Source organism: Devosia sp. Root413D1 (assembly GCF_001425235.1).
Lineage (GTDB): Bacteria > Pseudomonadota > Alphaproteobacteria > Rhizobiales > Devosiaceae > Devosia_A.
Genome location: NZ_LMEA01000013.1, coordinates 1 through 24,430 on the forward strand (window position 1 = coordinate 1; position 24,430 = coordinate 24,430).

The window sequence follows — 24,430 nt, forward strand, 5'->3', positions numbered from 1 at the left end:
AACGTACCGTCGATTGTGTCGTGTTGCCCAGTCTTTCGACCAGACCGCAAGAACCTCGCCGTCCACGTTTCTCTTTCTTCCAATCTTCACAATGTCAAAGAGCGGACCCCGTTTGCGGCTCTCGCCGGCGGCGTCAGTGGAAGCACAGCTTCCGAATTCCTTAGAGAACAAAAACCTACTTCCGGTTGCCCGGCAGCAGCTCTGCCCTTTCAGTAATCGCTGATCAGTGGGAGCAGCTAGTGCTCGGCGTCGTCAGCGAGGCGGGTTGTATTCGAGACGTTTTCGTCTGTCAACACCCCAATTTCCAACTTTCGGAAGGTCCGAACTTAGAAACCTGAAACCGCCAATTTCTTAGCTATTTCAGAGGCTTGCTTCAGTCTTTGGCGTCGTTTCCGCCGCCGCGGTCTTCAGCGATGGGCGGGTTATATGGGCGACCCCTTCGAGGTGTCAACAGCCCAAGATGACGAATCTGACATTTTCCGCGGACACCCGTCCGACAAGCCGTCCAATCCGTCTGCGCGGTTGTATAGCACGCGCGCGCGAGGACTGTCATCTGGTGTTCGCAATCCATGAGTTCAAGAGGGCCCCAAAGGCTGTCCTGGCCCTGTGGAAATCTCCCCCTGGGCAGGAATCGGCGGGCGATTTTCCGTTCCGGATCGTCGGCGCCGATGACTCGCCCCGGCGATTTGTCCGGTGCACATCCCTCCCCGCCGCTCCCCCGGGCCGGCCGAGGCCTAGTTTTGCCGCATTGTCCTCGCACCAAGGCGACGGCCAGTGACCAGTGAGTTGACTCGCGCCCAGGCGCGCGGCACTGCTTCTGGCCAGGGGTAAGGTGCTTCGGCGCCAGGCAGCAGGCGAACAGGGTTGAACCCAGCACAACGCAATCGCACCGCCGCGCTTCTCAAGGCGAGCGGCTTCGAGGACGGTCCGGCCCTTACGGTGCAATCCACCGACGGCGAGATTCCGCACGGGCGCGAACTGAGTTTCGCCTGGCTGACCGGCACGGTGATGACCGGGCTCACCTCGGTGCTGCTGATGGGTGCGGCCCTCTATGTGTCGTTCGAAGGCCAGGACACGTTCTCCACCGCCTACGAGGCGCTGCAGCTGATCACCAAGACCGACGAGGCAACGGTCGACTCGCAGGTGAAGGGCGATCGCGTGCGCCCGGTGGCCAAGACCCGGTCCGAGCTCGAGATCGTCGAGGCGTCGATCCGTGAGACCGTCGATGGCCGCTCGCTGATCAGCAAGAAGCCGTTCGTGCGCGTCCGCGCCACACTGGCCACAGCCGCGACCGCGCTCTCCAACGATATTCCCGATTACGATCCGGTGGCGATGATCGATGCCAGCCAGCCGGTGGTCGCCGATGGCGACGATGTGGCCAACCCTGAGATCTACGGCGCCGAAGTCGAAGGCGAAGTGCAGATCAAGACGGCCGCCCTGCCCGCCAGCTTCGTTCCGGCCCCGGCCATCTCCGACAAGAGCGCTTCCGACTTCGTGCGCGCGACAGTGGAGAACCTGTTTGCCGAAGGCGGCGGCGAGGGCGAAGTCGCACTCGCCTACGCGCAGCCCGATACCGGCGTGCGCGACCTGGGCGTCGTGACCGATGGCGGGCTCTCGGGTGTCGCCGAAAATGTGTCGATCCTACCCAAGACCAAGCTGGCCGAAGACGCCGGGCTCGGTCGCTCCGAGCGCGTCGTCACCATTCGCGAGACTGGTGCGCTGAAAGAGCCGCTGCTCAAGAACGGCTTCGACAACCAGACCTACGACATGATCTCGGCAACGCTGAAGAATGTGCTGTCGTCGGCGAACGTGCCGAGTGGGGCGCGTCTGCGCATCCTGATGGGGCCGGCCCGCAATTCGCAGACCCTGATCCCGCACCGGCTCAGCATCTACTTCCCCGACCCCAAGACCGGTGAGATCAAGCATGCGGCGACCGCCGCACTGACCGACCGCGGCAGCTATGTGCTCGGCCTCGAGCCGCCCAAGATCGAGTTCCCGGAAGAAGACACCGAGGAAATCAACGTCAACAACCTGCCTTCGGTCTACCGCTCGATCTGGGAGACGGCGCGCAAGCACGACATCGACGACGCCATCACCTCGCGTATCGTCGCCATGTTCGCCTACGATATCGACCTGACCAAGCGCATCAGCGCCGGCGACTCGATCGAAATTCTCGAGACCGAGAAGGATGCCACCGGCCACCAGGACCTGCTCTATGTGGCGCTGAAGCTCGGCACCACGACGCGCGAGCTGTTCCGCTTCCGCACCGACGACGGCACGGTGGATTTCTACGATCCGGATGGCGAGACCGGCAAGCGCTTCCTCACCCGCCGGCCGCTGCAGGGCGGCGGTCGCCTCGCCAGCCGCTTCGGCAATCGCGTGCATCCGATCTTCAAATCCCGCCGCATGCATACCGGCGTCGACCTTGCGTCCAAGACCGGCACGCCGATCTACGCCTCGGGCGACGGTATGGTCGAGAAGGCAGGATGGGTCTCCGGCTATGGCAAGAAGGTCGAGATCAAGCATGTGAACGGTTTCGAGACCGGCTACGGCCACATGAGCCGCATCGCTGACGGAATGAAGCCGGGGGTGCGCGTCCGCCAGGGCCAGATCATCGGCTACGTCGGCTCGACCGGTAACTCGACCGGCCCGCATCTGCACTTCGAGATCAAGGTCAACGGCCGCTTCGTCGACCCCCTCAGCGTAAAGCTGCCACGCGACAAGTCGCTCTCGGCGCAGTACGAGGGCAATTTCGAGCAGACCATCTCGCAGATTCGCGACCTGATGAAGCGCGACGCCGCCCCGATGACGGTTGCGGCGCTGAACTAGCGGCGCCTTCCCAGGGACGTCATTCCCGCGCCCCGCGGGAATGTCCGCTTCTGAGCAGGCTCAGGCAGCCGAAACGACGCCCCGCCGTCGCGCCGGGAAGGCCCGGCAGTCGCGGCGCCTACGGGGCTTTCTTCCGCAGCTTGTTCTCCTGGGTGAACCAGGCGATCACTGCCGAGAGCAGCGCGAGGCCCGCATTGCTGTAGGCGATGGCGGCGAAGGCGGCGTTGTTGGCGCCCTGCCGCGCCGTTTCCGCATCGGCGGCGAGCGGCGCATCGGGCTGCATGCCGAAAAACAGCGACAGCTCGGCAAAGCCGCCGAGTGAGCGCTCGAACACGAAGGCCGCGACACCGCCCATCAGGGCCACGGCGAGGAGGCCCGCGACGCGCGCCACCGCGTTGTTGACGCCCGAGGCGAGCCCGGTGTCGCGATCTTCGACCGAGGTCATCACCGCCGTCGAGAGCGGCGACACCACCGCGCTCATCCCCAGCCCCATCAGGATGGTGAGCGGCAAGACGCCAAGCCAGACATTCTGCAGCGGCGCCAGCAGACCGAGCAGTGCAAAGGCGATGGCGACGATGACGGCGCCCAGCGTGATCATCGGCCCAGGTCCGACCTTGTCGGAGAGCCGGCCGGCATAAGGCGACAGCACGGTGAGCGCGATGCCGAACGGCAGGAAGGCGATCGACACTTCCGCAGCGGTGACACCCCAGCCGCCGATCAGCGTCATCGGCAGGAAGAAAGTCACCGCCGAGAGCGCGAAATAGAGCGCGAAGGTCAGCCCCTGCGCGCCGGAAAAGGCGACATTCTTGAAGTGGTAGAGCGGCAGCATCGGCGCCTTGCTGCGCGCCTCCCACCAGAGGAAAGCGATGAGCGCCACGAGACCGATGCCACAATAGACCAGCACATGGCTCATGACCGGCGCATTGCCGCCGGTGCCGGTGAGCCCCAGCGCGATGAGCAGCAGCGCCACGGTGATCAACGCCCCGCCGACCAGGTCGAGTCGTCGGCCCGCCTCAGGCTGGTCGGCCGGCACCTTGAGGAACAGCAGCGCCAGCGCGATGCCGCCGAGCGGCAGGTTGATGGCGAATACCAGCCGCCAGCTCCAATCACCCATGGTGGTGAGCACGAACCCGCCGATCACCGGGCCCAGAATCGTGGTGAGCGAGGAGAATGCCGACCACAGCCCGATGGCTTTGCCACGCTCCTCGCGCGGATAGGCCTTGGCGATGATGGCGAGACTGCCCGGCACCATCAACGCCGCGCCCAGCCCCTGCACGGCGCGGGCAATGATCAGGAAAGTGGGGTTGGGCGCCACGGCGCAGACCAGCGACGCCAGGACGAACAGCACGATGCCGAGCGCGAAGACATTCCGCAGCCCGAACCGATCCCCCGCCGCGCCGCCAATCAGCAGCAGCGAGGCGAGGAACAGCATGTAGGCGTTGGAGATCCACTGCGCGTCGGCGAGGCTGGCGCCGAGATCGGCCCGGATCGCCGGAGTGGCGATGGACAGCACCGAGCCGTCGATAAAGCCCATCGAGGACGCAAGGATCGCCGCCACCAGCACATAGATGCGGTTCTCGGCCGGGCAGAAGCTGGCCGGCGCGGCACTCGATTTGACGTCGTTCATCCCCGGCTCCCCTTATCCAGATGCCGAGCCTACGCCTTCTCGATCCACACCGCGAGTTCGTTGCCGCCGGGTTCGCGGAAGTGAAAGCGCCGTCCACCGGGAAAATCGAACGCCGGTTTGGTGATCACCCCGCCGGCCTCCAGCACTTCGCGCGCAGCCAGTTCCAGGTCCTCGGTACGGATCACCGCCAAAGGCTTCTCGGTCCGCCCCTCGCCCGCATCGATGCCGGCATCGATGCCCGCATCATTGATCGCCTCGTAGGATGGACCGTAGCTGGTGAAGCTCCAGCCGAAGGCGTCGGCGAAAAAGCGGTGGCTCTGCTGCGTGCTGCTGGAGGGAAATTCGAGGTAGTCGATCTGGTAGCGCTGCTTCATCATCGTAACTCCAGTTGTTCCCTTTTTGTTCCTATCGCATCCCGGACCCATAGGCAATTATTCTGGAGCAGAACTTACTGCGGCCGCCGCGCGACCATCTCGAGCAGCACCGGATAGACCAGCTCCGTCCGGGCGCCCGGCATGCGTGGATCGACCAGGTCGTGCGGCAGCAGGTCGGAGCGCGGCAGCACCTCGAGATCCACCGCCCTGCCCTTGGCGCGCCACGCCGCCACCAGCTGGCGCGCCAGCGCATTGTTGACGGCGAAATCGGCGTCGTTCAGCAGCATGCCGAGCCCCGCGGCCTGCGGTGGCGCCTGCTGCGCGGCAGACTCCAGCACCTCGCCGAGCCGCATGAACTGCGCCAGCGCGTGGGTCGGGATGCGCGGATAGGAGTGCTCCATCCCCGGCGCCCCCTCCGGCTCGAGCGGATTCCATAAGAGCATCATATTGGGCATCCGGAGCAGCAGGTTGGCCGCGGCGCGGTTGGCCCAGGGCGGCACGAAATGCGGCCCGAGGAACGGCGAGACGGCGACGGTGTGCGCGACGTCGGCCCGGTACTGCGCCGCCCAGGCGGTCATCGCACCGCCGGCCGACATGCCGACCACAGTGACCTCGTCCCCCAGCCCGCGGGCCAGGTCGATCGCCGCATCGGTCCTCTCGACCATCTGCTCGGCGCTGAGCCCGGTGAGCGCCAGCGTCATCTGGTCGGCCTCGCCATGGCCGGGCCAGCGCGGCACGTAGACATTGTAGCCCGCCTCGAACAGCTGCCGCGCCAGGTCGTCCGCCTGCAGCGGACAATTGGTGAGGCCGTGCAGGTAGACCACGACCCTGGGCACGCGGGTGCCATGGGTGAACAGGCGTGAGCCGCACTCCGGATGGAGCGGCAGTTTCGCCTCCTCCGCCGCGATTGCCGCGAACGCTGTCGCCGCGGCCTCGTAGTCCGCAGCCGGATTGTTCATCGGGCGGTTCCCGCCGAGCGCCCCGGCATCGAGCGGCAGTTGCGTGAGCCAGGCGAAAGCGCCGCCGAGCAGCAGCACGATCGCCGTCAGTGTGATGGCTCCCGCTTTCAGCAGCCACGGCACCGGCTGCCACGCCGGCGCTGGCGGATAGACCTGGCCCAACAGCAGCGCTGCGATCACCCCGACTCCGGCCATGATCACCATCGCAACGAAGCCGGTGGTGAGGATGGTCAGCGCTGCGAGCTCGAGGATGCCGAAGCTGCGCACGCCGAGAGTCGCGACATCGACTGGCTCCCCCTGCCCGAACTCCGCGATCGCCAGCACTACCGGATAGGAACAGAGCCCGACCAGCGCCCCGGCGAACGCCGCCCGCACCAGCGACAACCGGCGCGGCCAGCCGATGAGCAGCCACCAGACGATTGCCGCCACGACGAAGCTACCGAGGAACGGCGCCACCCAGCTGGTATCGGCCTGCACCACGCCGGCGGGACCAGCGACAGCAAGCCCGGTCACCGGCGCGGCCGCGATCGCGCCAATCCCGAAGATCGCGCCGGCAACCGGCGTCCACCACCAGTTGCCGGCTCGGCTCATTTGCTCACTGCCGATTGGTCGGCGATACGGGCGAAGCGCTCGACCATCGCCGCCTTGAGGCTGGCGATCGCTTGATCGTCCCAGCCCGGCGGCTCGATCAGCGCCCGCCAGGCATCGATGTAATCGGCTGGCGCATAGTCGTGGCCATGCCCCGGCGGCGGCTCGAGCGCCAGCGCCATGTCCATGCCGAGCTGCAGGAATGTGACGACCGGATACCAGTTGAGGATCGGCGAAACGTCCGGCCCGCGTTCGCCCTTCAGCCAGTCCGGCTCGCGATGCAGCGACGTGTAGCTGAAGAACACGATCGGATCGCTGGCATGCTGCAGGAAGGCGATGCGCATCGGCCCCCACGGCACCCCGGGAACATCGAGACCGCCACCCTGGTTGGTGAAGCGGATGGTGGTCTGGTTGCCGAATTTCGGCAGCCACTCGGGCGTGCCCGCCTGCCGGTTGCTGGTGGCCCAGCGCCAGATGCCGCTGGTAAAGGGCGGGCCAACCCACAGCGCCCCCTGGAACGGATCCTGCAGCACATCGAAGAACTGCGCCGAGGCCTGCGAGGCGTGGGCGCCGAGGCTGAGGCCGTTGAGATAGAGTTTCGGTCGCTTGTCGTGCGGCAGCTTGGTCCAGTAGCCATAGACCACGTTGAAAAGCGCCTGCGCTGCCTCGGTGCCGTATTCCGGCTCGACCACCAGCGACAGCGGGCTGAGAAGGTACGAGTATTGCAGCGACACCGAAGCGATGTCGCCCGCTATCAGGTATTCGAGCGTATCCATGCCGGCCGGATCGACCCAGCCGGTGCCAACCGGCGTCACGATCAGCAGCACCGAGCGATCGAAGGCGCCGATCCGCAGCATCTCGTCCAGCGCCAGCTGCGCCCGCGCCTCAGTGGTTTCGGCTGAACGGAGCCCAACCGAAACCCGCAATGGCTCGAGCGCCGGGCGACCGATCACCGCTTCGATCTCGGTCTTGCTCGGCCCGGAATCGGCATAGATGCGCCCGTCGCGCCCGATCGTGCTCCACTCGATCAGCGATTGGGCACTGCCCGATCTCAGCGAATCGGTCGGCGGCGTGCCGAACTGGCCCGCAACACCGTCGAGCTGGAGGAAGAACGCATCGGCGGCGCGCAGCGCCCCGCGCAGCAATACGCCGTTGAACAGCGTGGTCGCGAGGATGCCGACGACAACCAGGCTCCCCACCAGCGCAACGCGCTGCGGCACGTAGCGCACCAGCCAGCGCGAGAAGAAGCCGACCCCGTATGCAAGGAGCTTGCCGGTGTAGATGAGGATGGCCGCCGGCAGCAGCGCGATCAACAGGACTGAGATCGGCAGGCCCGCTTCGACCGGCTGCATGCCCATGATCTGGCGCACCGAGTTCTGCCAGCCGGTGGTCTGGTAGAGGCAGGCGGCCATCAGCACGAGGCAGCCGGCGGTCACGGCGATCTTCAGCCAGTGGGTGTATTTCGACACCGGGAGTTTGAGGCCCATGTAGCTCCACAACCACTCGAGCGCGACGCCGATACCGTAGCCGATGCCGAAGGCACAGCCCGACAGCAATCCCTGGATCAGCGCTTCACGCGGCAGCAGCGACGGCGTCAGCGCCAGCGAGAACAGGATCGAGCCGACCACCAGCCCCATCTCGGAGAAGCCATCGAGCAGCCGCTTCAAGGACGCCGGTACCTGCACATCACGCCTCCTGCCGCCGCCCGGTCGCCCGGGTCATGGCTCTCGCTGAACTTGCCGCTGCGCTACCGCCAACCGATCAACATTGGGCCCGCAATTTAGTACGATTGCCGGTGACTGCTCAGAGCACCGGCCCAAGCATCGCCACGGTATTGTTCCAGATCCGCCGCGTGCCGCCCCATGCTTCCACTTCCGCGGCATGCACCAGCACGGACGCCTCGATATAGCTCTGCTGGCGTTGCCGCAGCGCCGCGGTGAGCGCTGTGTCGGCGATCAGCATGTTGTTCTCGAAGTTCAACTCGAAACTGCGCCGGTCCATGTTGGCCGAGCCAATCAGCGCCAGCTCGCCATCGACCGTGATGGTCTTGGAATGTAACAGCCCGCCTCGGTATTCGCGGATGATCACGCCGGCCTCGAGCAGCTCGGCGTAATAGCTGTGGCTGGCGGCTGCCACGACCCAGGAATCGTTGCGCTCGGGCACGATGAAGGTGGTCTCGACGCCGCGATAGGCGCTGGCGCAGAGCGCCGCCTGGATGGTTTCGTCGGGCACATAGTAAGGCGTGGTGATCACCAGCTCGCGCCGCGCCGCATTCATCACCGAAACGAAGATTTCCGGCATCGCCGAGGGGCGGACGGTGGCGCCGGTGCCGATCACCTGGGCAACGAAGCCGGGCTCGGCAGGCGGCAGCGGGCGCTGCAGCAACTGGGTCAGGTCGTCCTCGCCATGCCCCATCCAGTCCGACGCGAACAAATGCTGGTTCTGCCGGGCAATCGGTCCTTCGAGCCGCACCATCACATCGACCCATGGCGCGAACTTCGCCTTGGGGGCGAAGGCGGCATCGGCGCAGTTCTGGCTGCCGCAATAGGTGACGGCATTGTCGACGACGACTATCTTCCTGTGGTTGCGCATATCGAGCCGCCCCCAGATCGCGCCGATCAGCGGGTTGCCGATCGGCATGGCGCGGGCAAGCTGTACGCCGGCCGCCTGCATGGCGCGCCAGTGCTCGGAGCGGATCATCGTGCGCGAGCCGACATCGTCGGCCATCGCCCGGCAGGCGACGCCGCGCAGCACCGCCCGCTGCAGCGCTGCGACGATCTTGAGCCCATTGGTGTCGGGCAGCCAGATATAGAACAACAGGTGCACGTGGTCGGTGGCGGTGTCGATATCGGCGACCATCGCCTCGATCGCCGCGTCCGAACTCTCGAGCAGTTGCGCCCTGTTGCCGGCAACCGGCGGATAGCCACTGACCGAAGTGCCGGCGCGAAACAGCGGCAGTGTCCCCTCCGGCAGTTGCGCCTCGACACCGGGCGTGCCGAACGGTGGTGGCAGGGTCTCGAAGGCCTTACGAAGCCGTGCGGTGCGGGTGCGTCCGATATTGGTTTCGCCCACCAGCACATAAGCGATCATCCCGACCAATGGCGCGATGACGATGATCATCACCCAGGCGAGACGCGACACCGGTTCGCGATAGGGCCTGAGCAAGGCGCGGCCGACGAAGAACAGCTGCAGGCCGATTTCCAGCGCCAGCAGCAGCAACGCAACCGTCGATCCCTCCATGCGCCTGCCCCTTGCTCACCACCTCACGGAGACAATGGAATGATCAAGCTCAGAAAGTCGACAGGTGAGCTGCCGCAGTCGACTAAAATCGTCGTCAATCGGCATTAGGCAAGTTTAGACGGCCCCGCTGATACTGTGCTTTTGTAGTTCGGCCAGCCAATGAGGGGTCGCAGCAAGCAATGAGCGAGCAACATCGCCGTACGCCTCCGCCGCGCCATGGCGGCTGGGACGTCATCGCCGGCCTCGCCTTCGCCATCGTCGCGCTGCTGTCGGTGCCGCTTTCCGGCGTCGCCATCAACGAGCTCGTGGCCAGCCCGCAAGGCAGCGTCAGCTGGCTGACCCTGTTCGTCGGCGTCGGGCTGACCGGCGCAGTGTTCTGGTGGCTGCTGCTGATCCGGCCGCGCCGCTACACCCTGTTGCGCGGCGCCATCGCCGGCGTGCTGGTGGCGTTCTTTTCCTATCCCGTTGTGCTGACATTGGCCGATCTGCTGCGCCGCGGCAGCCTCGATCCCGAGACCTATGCCAGTCGCGGCAACAACCTGCTGCTGCGCACCATCATCACCCAGCTGACCACCGGCTTTGCCTCGACGCTGGCGCTCGCCTTCGTCGGCATCGTGCTGGTGCTGGCATTGCACCGCCGGCATCCGGAGACGATTCCGCAGCGCGACCGGCGTGGCTTCTGGCGCAGCGTGCCCAAGCTGGCGGCAGGCCTCGCGTTGTTCCTGGTGGTTGCACTGGTCGGCGCCTTCGCGGTGCTGACACTGCTGCCACTCGATACCGAGAGCCTCAGGGCCAACGCCGCGGCGAGCACCCCGGCCACCAGCTACGACGAAGCGGTGGCGAAAGTCGAAGCGGTGCGGGCCGAGGAAAAACAGCTGCCGCTCAATCCGCGCTGCCTTTCGAACCTCCTGACGCACGGCCGCAAGGTCGAGCGTGTCGTAGTGTTCTTCCACGGCCTGACCAACTGCCCGGCGCAGGCCGAGCAGCTCGGCACCAAGCTCTTCGCGCTCGGCTACAATGTCTACCTGCCGCGCATCCCGCAGCATGGCGATGCCGACCAGATGAGCCTGGTGCTCGCCAATCTGACGGCTGAAGAGCTGGTCGCTGTCGGCAACCAAGCGACCGACATCGCCCGGGGCCTCGGCGACGAGGTAGTCGTCACTGGACTATCGGCCGGCGGCATCATTGCCGGCTGGATCGGACAGCATCGCGCCGATGCCGACCAGTCGATCGCCATCGCGCCGTTCCTCAGCCCCAACCTGGTGCCCGGCTGGGCCAACCACGCAGCAACCGCCCTGTTGCTCAACGCCCCCAACGCCATGGTGTGGTGGGACCCGGCGACCCGCGACAACCCACCGGGCATGACCTACGCCTATCCGCGCTACGCCACCCACGGCCTGGCGCAGGCGCTCCGCCTCAGCATCGCACTGATGGACACCGCCGCCGCGAAAGCCCCGCTGTCGCCGGGGCTGGGCATGCTGATCAACGAGGCCGATGACGCGGTGAGCAAGGCCAAGATCGAGGAGTTGGTGCTCCACTGGCAGGACCACGGCGCCAAGGTGAACGTCGTGCGGCTGCCGCTGGCGCTGGAGCTCGGCCACGACCTGATCGACCCGCACCAGCCCACCGGCGATCCGGATCTCGTCTACCAGGTGATGGTCGACATGATGAACGGGGTGACGCCCACGATTCCCGAGACTGTTCAGTAGAAAGAGCGTTGCACGATTGGGCTGCGCCGGCGATCGTGGGTGCCCCGACTCTTGCCCCAGCCACCGGCTGTCATCCCAGCGAAAGCTGGGACCCATTTCGCCACCCGCGCGACAGGGGAGTTGGGTCCCAGCTTTCGCTGGGATGACACCGTAGGCGGGGTGATTGCAGTGGGTCAGCAGGTTCAGGACCGAGCCCAACTACCGTGCCGGTGCGGTGGAAGTGCCAAAAGCCCACCACCCAATGAGAAAGGGCCGGTCACTGGACCGGCCCTCATGCGTTACGCCGCGGCGTCGATTCCCGGCGCTTCGGCGGCGCCGCTGCCGAGCCGCAGTCCGCGCTCGCCGGCATCGATCACCACGCTCTGCCCGTCGCTGACCCGGCCCGCGAGGATTTCCTCGGCCAACCGGTCCTGCACTTCGCGCTGGATCACCCGCTTCAGCGGGCGGGCGCCATAGGCGGGGTCATAGCCTTCATTGGCCAGCCACTCGCGGGCCGCCTCGGTGAGCTCGAGCGAGATGTCGCGCTCCTTGAGCAGCCCACGCAGGCGCCCGAGCTGGATGTCGACGATCGCCCCCATATGGTCGCGCTGCAGCCGGTGGAAGACGATGATGTCATCGATCCGGTTGAGGAACTCCGGCCGGAACGAGGCCTTCACCACATCGAGCACCTTGCCGCGCACCAGTTCGACCGATTCGCCGTCCTTGAGGTTGACCAGATACTCCGACCCCAGGTTGGAGGTCATGATGATCAGCGTGTTGCGGAAGTCGACCGTCCGCCCCTGCCCGTCCGTCAGCCGCCCGTCGTCGAGCACCTGGAGCAGGATGTTGAAGACATCAGGATGCGCCTTCTCGATCTCGTCGAACAACACCACCTGGTAGGGCCGGCGGCGCACCGCCTCGGTCAGCACTCCGCCTTCATCGTAACCGACATAGCCCGGAGGGGCGCCGATCAGCCGGGCAACCGAGTGCTTTTCCATGAACTCGCTCATGTCGAGCCGCACCAGCGCATGTTCGTCGTCGAACAGGAACTGCGCGAGGCTCTTGGTGAGCTCGGTCTTGCCGACGCCGGTTGGCCCGAGGAACATGAACGAGCCGATCGGCCGGTTCGGATCCTGCAGGCCCGCCCGGGCGCGCCGCACGGCCTTCGCCACGGCTTCGACGGCCTCGGCCTGGCCGATGACCCGCTTGCCGAGTTCCTTCTCCATGCCGAGCAGCTTTTCGCGCTCGCCTTCGAGCATGCGGTCCACCGGGATGCCGGTCCAGCGGCTGACGACGCCGGCGATGTGGCTGGGCATCACCACTTCCTCGACCATCGGGTTATCGGGCTTGCCGTCGCCATTCGGATCGTCGGCCGACTTGATGCGCTTTTCGAGATCGGGAATGACGCCATAGGCCAGCTCGCCCGCTTTCGCGAGGTTGCCGGTGCGCTGCGCCAGCTCGAGATCGGTGCGCGCCTTGTCGAGCTCTTCCTTGAGCTTCTGCGAGCCCTGCATGCGCTCCTTCTCGGCCTGCCAGCGCGCCGTCAACGCATTGGCTTGCTCCTCGAGGTCGGCGAGCTCCTGCTCGAGGCGCCCAAGCCGGGTCTTCGAGCCCTCGTCGGTCTCCTTCTTCAGCGCCTCGCGCTCGATCTTCAGCTGCATGATGCGGCGATCAAGTTCGTCGAGCTCTTCGGGCTTCGACTCGGCCGCCATACGCAGCCGCGCCGCTGCCTCGTCGATCAGGTCTATCGCCTTGTCCGGCAGGAACCGATCGGCAATGTAGCGCTTCGACAGGGTCGAGGCGGCAACGATGGCCGAATCCGAGATCCGGATGCCGTGATGCAGCTCGTACTTTTCCTTGAGGCCGCGGAGGATCGAGATCGTATCCTCGACCGTCGGCTCATCGACGAATACCGGCTGGAAACGACGGGCCAAAGCCGCGTCCTTCTCGACATGCTTGCGATACTCGTCGAGCGTCGTCGCGCCGACACAGTGGAGTTCACCGCGGGCGAGCGCCGGCTTCAACAGGTTCGATGCATCCATCGCCCCATCGGTCTTGCCGGCGCCGACCAGCGTATGCATCTCGTCGATGAACAGGATGATCTGCCCGTCGGCCGACGAGATCTCGTTGAGCACGGCCTTCAGCCGCTCCTCGAACTCGCCGCGATATTTCGCGCCAGCGATCAACGCGCCCATGTCGAGCGACAGCAGCGCCTTGTTCTTCAGCGATTCCGGCACGTCGCCATTGACGATGCGGATGGCGAGGCCTTCGACGATGGCGGTCTTGCCGACGCCGGGCTCGCCGATCAGCACCGGGTTGTTCTTGGTGCGGCGGGACAGCACCTGCACAGTGCGGCGTATCTCCTCGTCGCGGCCGATCACCGGATCGATCTTGCCCTCGCGGGCCGCCTCGGTGAGGTCGCGGGCATATTTCTTCAGCGCATCATAGCTGTTCTCGGCCGAAGCGGAATCGGCGGTGCGCCCCTTGCGTATCTCGTTGATCGCCTCGTTCAGCCCCTGCGGCGTGACGCCGGCCGAAGCGAGGATCTTGCCAGCATCGGTATCCTTCTCGACCGTCAAGGCGAGCAGCAGCCGTTCGACCGTGACGAAGGAATCGCCAGCCTTCTGCGCCGCACTCTCGGCGGTCTCGAAGACGCGCGCCAGCTCACGGCTCAGATAGAGCTGGCCGGCATCGCCGGACACCTTCGGGATTTTCTTGAGGGCAGCCTCGGTTTCGGCCCGCGCGATCCGGGCGTCGCCGCCGGCCTTGCTAATCAGCCCCGCGGCCATCCCCTCGTCGTCGTCAAGCAGCACCTTCAGCAGGTGGAGCGGCGCGAATTGCTGGTGACCTTGGCCAAGCGCCAGCTGCTGCGCATTCTGGATGAAGCCGCGCGCGCGCTCGGTGTGTTTCTCGATATTCATTCAACTCTCCTCGTCTGGCACGTCGGATCGCCCTGAATGAGGCACGTATCCAACGCCTGAAGCGTTGATTTGGCTCAAACGAAACCGTTGGAGGATCGATCAAACCAGATCAAGACCCGAGGCCCGCTCAGCGGCGCTCCCTGGTCTCGACGCTGATATGGGGAGCCTTTCGATTGAGAAAAGAGCCAACCCACGTTGCTGCAGCAAATGTCGCTGCTAGACTGCTCGAAAGCTTCGAGGAGGCCACGCCCATGTCAGCCGTCGCAACCCTGCAGAGCTATGTCGAACGGCATTTCGTCGAGCTGGCGGAACTCGCTGACCGCGCCGGTGCCGACATGGCCACCGTTGCAGGCCTTGTCGCCGCCGGCGCCGCACCAGAGCCGAGCTACCGGATCTGGCCCAACGGCGCCTTCTCGAGCCCGATCGGCGGGACCCATGGCGGCGAGCCCCAGGGCCTCCCGACCGACTGGTATGCCCCCGCCGCCGTCTGGTGGATCCGCCGGGCCCTCGGCATGAGCTTGGCGCCAGCCGAGATCGCCCAGCGCTTTGCCGCCGATTTCGTTGTAGAGTTCGTCACCCAGCTCAGCGCCCTGTCCGATGGGCAGCTGGCTTACCCCGATGTCTATGTCGGTGGTGTGCTGTCCCCGGACGCTGCAGCAGCGCTGGCCGCGGCCGAATGGGCCGACTGGATCAATGGCGGCTACGGCGTGTGCCTCCGGCACTGGAGCGCTGCCGATGCGATCGCCAAGATGCTGCAGCGCGGCCGCATCATCGCCCTGACCAATGGCGCAACCCGCGAAACGCTTAGCCCATCCGACCGGCTGGCATTGCTTGAGGCGCTGGAGCGGCTCGAAGCCGTGATACTGCCGTTTGCGCCGCACCAGCGCCCGACTGGCACGCCCGGCTTGTGGATCGACCGCATCCTCAAGCGCTACGGCCTTGGCCGTCCGACCGGCGACGCCACGGCAGAGCCGGCGACGTTGCGGCTCTGTGCCTGACGAAAAAGGCCGGGATCGCTCCCGGCCTTATGTCTTTCCAAGGCGTTTTCGGCCTATTCGGCCGGTGTATTTCCGGCCGTGAGGAAGGCCGGCAGCTCGCCGACGTCAGGCTGCGGGGCGCCGGCGGGATCGGCCCCGCCTTCACCGCCCTGCCCGCGCGACCGGCGACGTGGCCGGCGATCGCGGCGGCGCGGCTCGCCGTCGGCCGGCGGCGCCTCGCCTTCGGCGGCGGCCTGCGGCGCGGCGGCGACAGCGGTCTCGACCGCGGCCATCACCACCGGCTCGCTGCCGGGGATCGGCTGCTGCTGCGGTTGCTGCTGGTCGTGCTGCTGCTGCGGCTGCTGGTTGAACTGGCGCGGCTCGGGCGACGCGAACCGATCGTTGATCGGCGCGAAATCGTCGTCGTAATCGTCCTCGTCCGCCTGCTGACCGAACTGGTCGCGCTGCTGGTTCTGTGGCTGCGCGGCCGACAGGATGCGGAAATAGTGCTCTGCGTGCTGCAGATAGTTTTCAGCCATGACGCTGTCGCCGGAGGACTGAGCGTCGCGGGCGAGCTGCAGGTATTTCTCGGCGATGTGCGAGGCGTTGCCGCGCACCTTCACGTCCGGGCCGTTGCTCTCGTAGTTACGGCTCAACGGGTTGCCGTGTTTACGGCCACCATTGTTGTTCCGACCACGGGAGCGGTTCTTGTTGTTCTGTTGGTTGTTAGGTCTCATCGTCTCTTTTCAAGCCTTGGAAAAGAATACTGAAGGCAACATGGGGACATCGGCACCGGGGGCCGCAGGCGCAATATCCAGCGCGGGCGGTCTCGTTCCAGCAGTACCTGAGCTATCGCGTGTTGAACCACTTTTTGCTCATCAAGGCGTCTCGGTTCCTCGTCCGAGAATCGAACACTGCCAAATGCAGCTTCGCCGATGAGCGGGTGGCCGTCACCTTGGCGCGATCTCGACCGCACCGTTGACAGCACCCGGAACCTATCTGGTTCGCCCTGCCTTTCCAAGCACAAAATATGGGCGGCCCTAACGGATACTCAAGAGGCAGCGTTGAGACGGGCCACCAGCATGCGATCGAGCCCCGCCAGATCAGGCGCCACTTCGACCTCGGCAAAGCCGGCGCCAACGAAGATATCGCTGACCGTGTGGCCCTGGCCGGAGCCGATCTCGAGCAGCAGCACACCCTCGGCCGCAAGGAACAATCCGGCCTCGGCGGCGATCGCCCGATAGGCCGCGAGCCCATCCGGCCCGCCATCGAGCGCCAGCCGCGGATCGTGCTCGCGTACCTCGGGCATCAACCCGGCAATGACCCCGCTCTCGATATAGGGCGGGTTCGAAGTGATGAGGTCGAAGCGTTCGCCCGGCTCGAGCGGATCGAACCACGAGCCTTTGAGCGCGGTGAAGCGGCTGCCCACGCCATGCCGGTTGGCATTGAAGCGCGCCATCTCCAGCGCCTCGGCCGAGAGATCGACGGCCACCGCGGTGACATCGGAATACTCGGTCAGCAGCGAAATCGGGATGCAGCCGGTGCCGGTGCCCAGATCAAGGATGCGCGGCCTGTCGAGCGCCCCGATCACCTCGAGCCCGCGCTCGACCAGGAGCTCCGTCTCCGGCCGCGGCACCAGGGTCGCCGCGTTGAGCTTGAAGCTCAGCCCCCAGAACTCCTTCTCGCCGAGAATGCGGACCACCGGCTCGCCCTTGAGGCGGCGGGCGGCGAATGCCTCGAGCGTCTTCAGCTGCTTTGCCGGGACCTCCTCGCGCTCGCGATTGACCAGTTCCAGCCGGTCCATCTCGAAGGCTGCTTCGGCGAACAGCCGCGCATCCAGTTCCGCCGTGTCGATGCCGGCTTTCCGGAACAGGTCGCGTATCCCCCGCCATGCTGCGCCCACGCTGAGTGTCAGGAAATCCCCTCCATGGCGGCGAGCTGCGCCGCCTGGTTTTCGGTGATCAGCGCCGAGATCAGCTCCTCGAGCGCATCGCCGGCAATCACCTTGTCGAGTTTGTAGAGCGTCAGGTTGATCCGGTGATCGGTGACCCGTCCCTGCGGGAAATTATAGGTCCGGATGCGTTCCGACCGATCGCCCGAACCGACCTGCTCCTTGCGCGCTTCCGACCGCGCCGTGTCACGGGCGTTGCGCTGCTCTTCATAGAGCCGCGCCTGCAACACCTTCATGGCGGTGGCGCGGTTTTGATGTTGGCTCTTCTGGCTGGCGGTGACCACGATGCCCGACGGCAGGTGGGTGATGCGCACCGCCGAGTCGGTGGTGTTGACGTGCTGGCCGCCGGCGCCGGACGAGCGCATGGTGTCGATGCGGATATCCTCGGCTTTGATGTCGATGTCGATCTCTTCGACTTCCGGCAGCACCGCGACAGTCGCAGCGGACGTGTGGATGCGCCCCTGCGTTTCCGTCGCCGGCACGCGCTGCACCCGGTGCACGCCGCTCTCGTATTTCAGCTTGGCGTAGACGCCCTTGCCGGTGATGTTGGCGACCACTTCCTTGTAGCCGCCGACTTCGCCCGGGCTTTCTTCCAGGAGGCTGAACTTCCAGCCCTGGAGGTCCGCGTAGCGCTGGTACATCCGCAACAGGTCGCCGGCGAACAGCGCCGCTTCATCGCCGCCGGTACCGCCGCGCACTTCGAGGATGACACTTCTCTCGTCGGCGGCATCCTTGGGCAGCAAGAGGATGCGGATCTCGGCCACCGCCTGCTCGATCCTGGGCTTCAGCTCGCCGATCTCGGCGGCCGCCATCTCGGCCATTTCCTTGTCACCCGACCCGGCCAGCTCCTCCGCCGATTCGAGATCGGCGAGCAGCTTCTGGTAGGCCTGGATCGGCCGCACCACCGGCTCGAGCTCGGCATATTCCTTGCTCAGTTTGACGAACTGCTCGGCTGACGGTCCCGACGACAAAGCCGCCTCGATCGAATCAAAGCGCTTGGTCAGCGCGTCGAGCTTGTCCTGCGGAAGCGTAGCCATGAAAACCTAGATCACCAGCCCCTGCCGGCCGGCCCAGTCGAGCAGCAGCTCGCGGATACTGGGGCCATGCGCGCCTTCGAGCAGGGCGGCAGAGATGGAATTGCGAATGGGCGTGAGTTCGGTGCCAAGGATCATCTCCTTGATCGGACCGATGGAAGGCGGGCTCATCGAGAGCTTGGTCATGCCGATCGAGAGCAGCGCCAGCGCTTCGACGGTGCGGCCGGCAAGTTCGCCGCACATGGTCAGCGGCACGTTGTAGCGCCGCGCCATGTCGACGATGTGCTTGAGCGCCCTGAGCCGCGGCAGCGCGATCGGATCGTACGACTTGGCGACGCGCTTGTTGCCGCGGTCGGCGGCGGTGAGGAACATCACCAGGTCGTTGGAACCGATCGAGACGAAATCCGCCTCGGGCAGCACCTGGTCGAGCTCCCAGAGCAACGACGGCACCTCGATCATCGCGCCGAGCTCCAGCTTGCTCGGCACCGTCTGGCCGGCATGCTTCATGCGCTCGAGTTCCTTGTTGACCACCAGCCGGGTCTGCCGGAACTCCCAGGCATCGGTGACCATGGGCACGAGGATCTTCATCGGCCCGCCATTGGCGGCCTGCAGCAGGGCGCGGATCTGGATGCGCAGCAGCCCTTGCCGGTCGAGCGCCAGGCGCAGCGAGCGGAACCCCATGGCCGGGTTCTCCTCGGCCTCGTAGCGCAGGTACGGGATCACCTTGTCGCCGCCAATATCGAGCAGGCGGAAGACGATGGGCTTGCCCTCGGTGAGCCGGATCGCCTCGGCATAGAGTTCGACCTGCTCCCTCAACCGGGGGAGCCGCGAGGCGATCATGAACTGGAGTTCGGTGCGGAACAGCCCGACCCCCGAGGCACCGGTATCCTGCAGCATCGGCAGGTCGGCGACGATGCCCGAGTTGTGCAGCAGCGTGATCTCGTGGCCATCCCTGGTGATGGCCGGCTTGTCCTTGAGTTCGAGGTAATGCGCCCGGCGCTTGGCCCCCAGCCGCACCTTGTCGACATAGACCTGGATCATGTCCGGGGTCGGCCGCAGGTACACCGTGCCCTGCTGCCCATCGACGATGATGTCGTCACCCGTCTCCGACATCGAGACGATGTTCTCAGCCTGTCCGACCGCCACGAGGCCCAGCGACTTGGCGACGATCGCCACATGCGAGATGGCGGCGCCCTCCTCCAGCACCACCGCCCTGAGCCGGGTCCGGTCATACTCGAGCAGATCCGCCGGCCCCATGTTGCGGGCGACGAGGATGGCGTTCTCGGGCAGGTCCTTCTTGCCGGTGGCGCCGTCGCCGGTGAGCACGCGCAGCAGCCGGTTGGCAAGATCGTCGAGGTCGTGCAGCCGATCCTTGATGTAAGGGTCGGTCGACCGCATCATCCGGGCGCGGGTATCGTTCTGCACCCGCTCCACCGCCGCCTCGGCGGTGAGGCCGTTATTGATCGCCTCGGTCAGCCGGTCGACCCAGCCGCGATCGTTGGCGAACATCCGGTAGCTCTCGAGGATCTCGCGGTGATCCGAGAACGACTGCATGTCGCCATGGCTGAGCATCTGGTCGATCGAGACCCGCATCCGGTCGAGCGCAGCCGACAGGCGCTTCAGCTCGACCTCGGTATCCTCGGCGACGAAATTGGTGACGACGACACGCGGGTCGTGCAGCACGACCTTGCCTAGCGCCACCCCGTCGGTGAAGCCGTTGCCGGCGAACTGCCGCGGCCGCCTGAGGTCGATATCCTGGCCCGGCTTGATCAGCGCGTCGAAATCGGCGGTCGACATCATCTCGGCGAGCAAGGTCGCCGTGGTCAGCATCGCCTCGATCTCGTCTTCGCCATAGGCATGCGAATCGCGGTTCTGCACCACCAGTACGCCCAGCGTCTGGCCGGCGCGCAGCACCGGCACGCCGAGAAAGGCCTGGAACGGATCTTCGCCGGTTTCCGGGCGGTAGGCGAAGGCCGGGTGCGCCGGAGCGTTGTCGAGGCTGAGCGGCTCGGCCTGCGCCGCGATCAGGCCGACGAGGCCCTCGCCCAGCCGCAGCGTCGTCATGTGCACGGCGGTGGCGGCGAGGCCGCGGGTGGCGAACAGCTCCAGCGCGCCGTCGTCACGCAGCACGTAGAACGAACAGACGTCCGCGTGCATGTTGTCGGCGATGAGACTGACGATCTTGTCGAGCCGAGCCTGCGAAGCCAGCGGCTCCGCCATGGTTTCGCGCAACTGCTTCAGGAGCACGCGCGGCCCGCTGATCGCTATGGCCATAGTTCCCGCCCGGCGGCCCGGCGCCGCCCTATCGCCAGCGGCGCCGTGACCGGGGTCTAGGCGTCTCAGGCGTCCTGCTTGTCCAACCCGTAATACGTATGGAGCGCGCGAACCGCAAGTTCGGCATACTCGTCATCGATCAGCACTGAGGTCTTGATTTCCGAAGTGGTGATCAGCTGGATGTTGATCGACTTGTCGGCCAGCGCCTTGAACATCGAGGCGGCAACGCCCGCATGGTTGCGCATGCCCACCCCCACCACCGAGACCTTGGCGCCGCCCTTGGCGCTGGTCAGCGTGCGATACTCGAAGCGCCCGGCCTCGCCGGCAGCCTTCAGCGCCTTGACCGCCTTGTCGTGCTCGGCATCGGGCACGGTGAAGGTGATGTCGGTGGTCGAGCCATCCTCGGAAACGTTCTGGACGATCATGTCGACGACAATGGATTCGTCACTGAGCGCGCCGAAGATCGCCGCGGCAACGCCCGGCCGGTCCTTGACGTCGCGCAGCGTGATCTTGGATTCGGCCCGTGCCAGGGTAACGCCCGAAACGATCTGCTTTTCCATGATCTCTTCCTCATCGCATACGATTGTGCCGGGAACCCCCGGCGTGCCGTCCGGCGCGATCTGCGGCGCATTCGGATCGTCGAAAGTGGAACGGACGGTGAGGCGCACCTTATGCGCCATCGCCATCTCGACCGAGCGGATCATCAGCACCTTGGCGCCGAGCGAGGCCATCTCCAGCATCTCTTCGAACGAGATCTTCGAAAGCCGCTTGGCCTTGGGGGTGATGCGCGGGTCGGTGGTGTAGACCCCATCGACATCGGTGTAGATGTCGCAGCGATCGGCCTTCACCGCGGCGGCGACTGCCACCGCACTGGTATCGGAACCGCCACGGCCCAGCGTCGTCACCCGGCCCGACGGCGCAACACCCTGGAAGCCGGTGATGACAGGCACCACGCCATCGGCGAAGCGCTTTTCGAGTTCGGTCGGGTCGATCTCGACGATGCGGGCCGCGCCATGCGCGTCGTCGGTCTTGATCGGCACCTGCCAGCCCTGGAACGAGCGCGACGGGATGCCCATCTCGCTCAGCACCACCGCCATCAGCCCGGCCGTCACCTGCTCGCCCGAGGCGACCACGGCGTCATACTCGCGCGCATCGTGGAGTTTCGACGCGTCGTTGACCCAGCCGACCAACTCGTTGGTCTTGCCCGACATGGCCGAGACCACCACGGCGACCTGGTTGCCGGCGTCGACTTCACGCTTCACATGCAGCGCCGCCTGACGGATGCGCTCGACCGAGGCGACCGAGGTGCCGCCGAACTTGACTACGATACGGCCCAAGGCCCCTACCCCGACTGTTGCCCGGCTGAACCCGCCGGTACGCTCAGAATTCGGCCGGGGACATGCCACAAACAGCCGGGGTTATCAACTGCGGGGACGTCACCTATAGCTAGGCAGGCTGGAGGCCGAACCGATGACTATCGAGATTGCACGGCAGGCGCTGGAGACGATCAGTCGGCGCATGCGCGACAGGGACCCAGCAATTGCGGACCTTTTTGTGCCCCATGCGCTGCTTGTTGGCTCCGGGATGGGCGAAATCGCCCGTGGCCGGGGGGCCATCGCCGCACTGTTCGCCAGCATCCACGCAAGGGATTACACGGTTTCATGGGATTTTCCTGAGCTCGACAGCCGTGGCGACGCGGCACGCGTCTGGCTCTTCGCCGAAGGTCATGCGGTAATAGCGCGGGCCGGCGGTTTGGACCGCCTGCCCTATCGACTTGCCGCCGTCCTCGTCGCCGAGGGTGATGATTGGTGCTGGGAGCTGTTCCACGGCTCTGAGCCGCGGCACTAGCCTGCGCCGAAGCGTCCCCTTGCAGCCGGGGCCCGAGCGGCGGATATATCTGACATGACCGACACCACCATCAATCCCGACGAGATCGCCAAGTTTGCCGCCATGGCCGACGAGTGGTGGGACCCCAAGGGCAAGTTCAAGCCGCTGCACAAATTCAACCCGGTGCGGCTGGGCTATGTGCGCGACAAGGTGATCGCCCATTTTGGCAAGGACGGCACCGTGCGCCGCCCGCTCGATGGGGTGCGCATCCTCGATATCGGTTGCGGCGGCGGGCTGTTGAGCGAACCGCTGGCGCGGCTCGGCGCGACGATGGTGGGGATCGATGCCGGCGAAAAGAACATCCGCATCGCGGAACTGCACGCCCAGCAGTCGGGGCTAGAGATCGACTATCGCGCCGTGACGGCGGAGGCGCTCGATGCCTCGGGCGAACGGTTCGACGTGGTGCTGAACATGGAAGTGGTGGAGCACGTCGACAATGTGCCGCTCTACATGAAGAGCTGCGCGAGCCTGGTAAAGCCCGGTGGGTTGATGTTCACCGCCACCATCAACCGCACGCCGCGTGCCTACGCGCTGGCGATCGTCGGGGCCGAATATGTGCTGGGCTGGCTGCCCAGGGGCACCCACGATTTCTCGAAATTCCTGACGCCGGATGAGATCTCGGCGCTCTGCGTCCGCAACGGCCTGAAGATCATCGACAAGACCGGCGTCGTGTTCCATCCGCTGGCCGACGAATGGCGGCCGAGCCGCGATCTGGGCGTCAACTACATGGTGCTGGCGGCAAAGCCCGCCTGAAGCGGCGCCTGGAGCGTTTTCAGGAAAAGTTGCAGACTTTTCCTCCTCGGACTTGATCCGGGGATCGAAAGCGCGACCAAATCAAAGACTCAGCCGATCACCAGCGTATCGCGGCCGAACGCCAGCGTGATGGTGCCGCGGATCGGGTGGCCCGAGAGGTCTTCATCCCAGTAGAGAAACCAGCGGCCGGCGCCGTAGCTGCGGTCGAGCGCGTCTTCGATGGCGACATCGAACGGCTTCAGCGCCTTCAGCGCTGCCGACGCGGCCTCGCTCATCACGGCGCGGATGGCGCCGCCGGTGGCGGTGACCGCGGGGGTCAGGGTGGAATGGTGCATTCTATCCTCCTTGGCGCCCGGAAGCGCCGTTTGTGGAGGCCAATCTGCGTCGGCGGGCTTGAACCATGACTGAACGGCGCGTGTCAGGCGCCGTTCAGGAGGCTGAAGCGCATTCAGCGCTGGTTGAGCGTCGCAAAATCCTCGTCGCTGAGCACGATCGCGGCCGCCGCGGTGTTCTCCTCGAGGTGCTTCACCTTTCCGGTTCCGGGGATCGGCAGCATCACCGGTGAGCGCTTCAGCGCCCAGGCGAGTGCGATCTGGCTCGGTGTCGCGCCATACTTTCCGGCGATCGCCTGCTCGGCCGCACCCGGCCCCCGCTCGCCGCCGAGCGGCGCCCACGGGATGAAGCCGATGCCGTTGGCTTCGCAATAGTCCAGCACCGCATCGCTGCCGCGCGCCGTCGGGTTGTAGCGGTTCTGCACCGTGGCCACCGGGAAGAACCGCCGCGCCGCCTCGATTTCCTCGACCGTCACTTCGCTGAGGCCGGCGTGGCGCACGAGGCCATCGGCAATGAAGCCGGCAATGGCGTCGAACTGCTCGTCGCGCGGGATTGTCGGGTCGATCCGGTGCAACTGCCACAGCTCGAGCCGGTCGAGCTTGAGCCGGCGCAGGCTCATCAGCACGCCTTGCTTGAGAAACTCCGGACGGCCGAGGATTGGCCAGGAGCCGGGCCCATGTCGGGTAAGGCCGGATTTGGTGGCGACGACAGTGCCCCTGCCATAAGGCGCCAGTTCCTCGCCGATCAGCTGCTCGCTGACATAGGGACCATAGCTTTCGGCGGTGTCGATGAAGTTGATGCCGAGTTCGGGCACGCGCCGCAGCGTGCGTCGCGCTTCCTCCGGGTCATCGGGCTCGCCCCAGATGCCGGGACCGGTGACGCGCATGGCGCCGAAGCCGAGGCGATTTACGATGAGGTCGCCGCCAATGGCGAACGTGCCCGAAAGGGCAGCGTCGGGAGTAGACATGTAGGAAATCTCCGGGGGAGTCTGCTGG

18 protein-coding genes are annotated in these 24,430 nt (G+C 65.9%); 5 read left to right on the forward strand and 13 right to left on the reverse strand.

Annotation, left to right across the window (positions count from 1 at the left end; all coding sequences use genetic code 11):
- Positions 1–864 precede the first annotated feature (864 nt).
- Complete coding sequence (locus ASC89_RS25185) at positions 865–2,829, forward strand: M23 family metallopeptidase (RefSeq protein WP_056003240.1); 1,965 nt, start codon at positions 865–867, stop codon at positions 2,827–2,829.
- Between the two features lie 118 nt (positions 2,830–2,947).
- On the opposite strand, the gene ASC89_RS25190 is transcribed toward ASC89_RS25185, so the two are convergent.
- The 5 genes from ASC89_RS25190 to ASC89_RS25210 all read right to left on the reverse strand — a co-directional run bounded on the left by ASC89_RS25190 (position 2,948) and on the right by ASC89_RS25210 (position 9,617).
- Positions 2,948–4,456 (reverse strand): DHA2 family efflux MFS transporter permease subunit, encoded by a 1,509-nt coding sequence (locus ASC89_RS25190; protein ID WP_056003244.1) that lies wholly within the window; start codon positions 4,454–4,456, stop codon positions 2,948–2,950.
- 29 nt (positions 4,457–4,485) lie between these two features.
- Positions 4,486–4,833: a VOC family protein gene (locus ASC89_RS25195; protein ID WP_320410490.1), complete on the reverse strand. Its 348-nt coding sequence runs from the start codon at positions 4,831–4,833 to the stop codon at positions 4,486–4,488.
- Positions 4,834–4,904: 71 nt separating this feature from the next.
- On the reverse strand, positions 4,905–6,380 hold the full coding sequence (locus ASC89_RS25200) for a carboxylesterase (RefSeq protein ID WP_055886254.1): 1,476 nt from the start codon (positions 6,378–6,380) through the stop codon (positions 4,905–4,907).
- Positions 6,377–8,014 (reverse strand): alpha/beta-hydrolase family protein, encoded by a 1,638-nt coding sequence (locus ASC89_RS25205; protein ID WP_082533628.1) that lies wholly within the window; start codon positions 8,012–8,014, stop codon positions 6,377–6,379. Before ASC89_RS25205 ends, ASC89_RS25200 begins: the two co-directional genes overlap by 4 nt.
- Before the next feature lie 166 nt (positions 8,015–8,180).
- Positions 8,181–9,617, reverse strand: a complete 1,437-nt coding sequence (locus tag ASC89_RS25210) for a phospholipase D-like domain-containing protein (RefSeq protein WP_055886258.1) — start codon at positions 9,615–9,617, stop codon at positions 8,181–8,183.
- Between the two features lie 179 nt (positions 9,618–9,796).
- Here ASC89_RS25210 and ASC89_RS25215 point away from each other — a divergent pair, with 179 nt between their 5' ends.
- Complete coding sequence (locus ASC89_RS25215) at positions 9,797–11,326, forward strand: carboxylesterase (protein ID WP_056003250.1); 1,530 nt, start codon at positions 9,797–9,799, stop codon at positions 11,324–11,326.
- A gap of 278 nt (positions 11,327–11,604) precedes the next feature.
- On the opposite strand, the gene clpB is transcribed toward ASC89_RS25215, so the two are convergent.
- Positions 11,605–14,226, reverse strand: coding sequence for an ATP-dependent chaperone ClpB (clpB, locus tag ASC89_RS25220; RefSeq protein ID WP_055886267.1), 2,622 nt, complete (start codon positions 14,224–14,226; stop codon positions 11,605–11,607).
- Positions 14,227–14,477: 251 nt separating this feature from the next.
- Between clpB and ASC89_RS25225 the strand changes: the two genes are divergently transcribed.
- Positions 14,478–15,224 (forward strand): DUF6058 family natural product biosynthesis protein, encoded by a 747-nt coding sequence (locus ASC89_RS25225; protein WP_055886270.1) that lies wholly within the window; start codon positions 14,478–14,480, stop codon positions 15,222–15,224.
- 53 nt (positions 15,225–15,277) lie between these two features.
- Here the strand turns inward: ASC89_RS25225 and ASC89_RS25230 are convergent, their stop codons facing one another.
- From ASC89_RS25230 to ASC89_RS25250, 5 genes are all read right to left on the reverse strand, one after another.
- On the reverse strand, positions 15,278–15,940 hold the full coding sequence (locus tag ASC89_RS25230) for a DUF4167 domain-containing protein (protein WP_082528487.1): 663 nt from the start codon (positions 15,938–15,940) through the stop codon (positions 15,278–15,280).
- 314 nt (positions 15,941–16,254) lie between these two features.
- Positions 16,255–17,106 carry a peptide chain release factor N(5)-glutamine methyltransferase gene (gene prmC / locus ASC89_RS25235; RefSeq protein WP_055886277.1) on the reverse strand — a complete coding sequence of 284 codons (852 nt, stop codon included), beginning with the start codon at positions 17,104–17,106 and terminating at the stop codon, positions 16,255–16,257.
- Between the two features lie 8 nt (positions 17,107–17,114).
- On the reverse strand, positions 17,115–18,191 hold the full coding sequence (prfA, locus tag ASC89_RS25240; protein WP_055886280.1) for a peptide chain release factor 1: 1,077 nt from the start codon (positions 18,189–18,191) through the stop codon (positions 17,115–17,117).
- 6 nt (positions 18,192–18,197) lie between these two features.
- Positions 18,198–20,462 (reverse strand): phosphoenolpyruvate--protein phosphotransferase, encoded by a 2,265-nt coding sequence (gene ptsP / locus ASC89_RS25245; protein WP_055886283.1) that lies wholly within the window; start codon positions 20,460–20,462, stop codon positions 18,198–18,200.
- A gap of 65 nt (positions 20,463–20,527) precedes the next feature.
- Entirely contained in the window at positions 20,528–21,799 is a 1,272-nt protein-coding gene (locus tag ASC89_RS25250) for an aspartate kinase (protein WP_055886287.1), read from the reverse strand.
- A 133-nt stretch (positions 21,800–21,932) separates the two neighbouring features.
- Here ASC89_RS25250 and ASC89_RS25255 point away from each other — a divergent pair, with 133 nt between their 5' ends.
- Together ASC89_RS25255 and ubiG are read left to right on the forward strand one after the other, a co-directional pair.
- A complete protein-coding gene (locus tag ASC89_RS25255; protein ID WP_055886292.1) occupies positions 21,933–22,310 on the forward strand; it encodes a nuclear transport factor 2 family protein in 378 nt (125 codons plus the stop codon).
- A gap of 45 nt (positions 22,311–22,355) precedes the next feature.
- Complete coding sequence (gene ubiG / locus ASC89_RS25260; protein WP_055886295.1) at positions 22,356–23,102, forward strand: bifunctional 2-polyprenyl-6-hydroxyphenol methylase/3-demethylubiquinol 3-O-methyltransferase UbiG; 747 nt, start codon at positions 22,356–22,358, stop codon at positions 23,100–23,102.
- 89 nt (positions 23,103–23,191) lie between these two features.
- Here ubiG and ASC89_RS25265 read toward each other — a convergent pair whose 3' ends face one another.
- Together ASC89_RS25265 and ASC89_RS25270 are read right to left on the reverse strand one after the other, a co-directional pair.
- Positions 23,192–23,437 (reverse strand): hypothetical protein, encoded by a 246-nt coding sequence (locus tag ASC89_RS25265; protein WP_055886298.1) that lies wholly within the window; start codon positions 23,435–23,437, stop codon positions 23,192–23,194.
- A gap of 113 nt (positions 23,438–23,550) precedes the next feature.
- Positions 23,551–24,402 (reverse strand): aldo/keto reductase, encoded by an 852-nt coding sequence (locus ASC89_RS25270; RefSeq protein WP_056003253.1) that lies wholly within the window; start codon positions 24,400–24,402, stop codon positions 23,551–23,553.
- Positions 24,403–24,430: the final 28 nt, after the last annotated feature.

Excerpts from the sequence above, each read along its gene's own strand:
- ASC89_RS25265 (WP_055886298.1), bottom strand. The coding sequence starts at position 23,437 with ATGCACCATTCCACCCTGACCCCCGCGGTCACCGCCACCGGCGGCGCC.
- prfA (WP_055886280.1), bottom strand. The coding sequence starts at position 18,191 with ATGGCTACGCTTCCGCAGGACAAGCTCGACGCGCTGACCAAGCGCTTT.
- ptsP (WP_055886283.1), bottom strand. The coding sequence starts at position 20,462 with ATGGCCATAGCGATCAGCGGGCCGCGCGTGCTCCTGAAGCAGTTGCGC.
- ASC89_RS25205 (WP_082533628.1), bottom strand. The coding sequence starts at position 8,014 with ATGGGGCTGGTGGTCGGCTCGATCCTGTTCTCGCTGGCGCTGACGCCG.
- ASC89_RS25270 (WP_056003253.1), bottom strand. The coding sequence starts at position 24,402 with ATGTCTACTCCCGACGCTGCCCTTTCGGGCACGTTCGCCATTGGCGGC.
- clpB (WP_055886267.1), bottom strand. The coding sequence starts at position 14,226 with ATGAATATCGAGAAACACACCGAGCGCGCGCGCGGCTTCATCCAGAAT.
- ASC89_RS25225 (WP_055886270.1), top strand. The coding sequence starts at position 14,478 with ATGTCAGCCGTCGCAACCCTGCAGAGCTATGTCGAACGGCATTTCGTC.
- ASC89_RS25230 (WP_082528487.1), bottom strand. The coding sequence starts at position 15,940 with ATGAGACCTAACAACCAACAGAACAACAAGAACCGCTCCCGTGGTCGG.
- ASC89_RS25190 (WP_056003244.1), bottom strand. The coding sequence starts at position 4,456 with ATGAACGACGTCAAATCGAGTGCCGCGCCGGCCAGCTTCTGCCCGGCC.
- ASC89_RS25210 (WP_055886258.1), bottom strand. The coding sequence starts at position 9,617 with ATGGAGGGATCGACGGTTGCGTTGCTGCTGCTGGCGCTGGAAATCGGC.
- ASC89_RS25215 (WP_056003250.1), top strand. The coding sequence starts at position 9,797 with ATGAGCGAGCAACATCGCCGTACGCCTCCGCCGCGCCATGGCGGCTGG.
- ASC89_RS25255 (WP_055886292.1), top strand. The coding sequence starts at position 21,933 with ATGACTATCGAGATTGCACGGCAGGCGCTGGAGACGATCAGTCGGCGC.
- ASC89_RS25195 (WP_320410490.1), bottom strand. The coding sequence starts at position 4,833 with ATGATGAAGCAGCGCTACCAGATCGACTACCTCGAATTTCCCTCCAGC.
- ASC89_RS25200 (WP_055886254.1), bottom strand. The coding sequence starts at position 6,380 with ATGAGCCGAGCCGGCAACTGGTGGTGGACGCCGGTTGCCGGCGCGATC.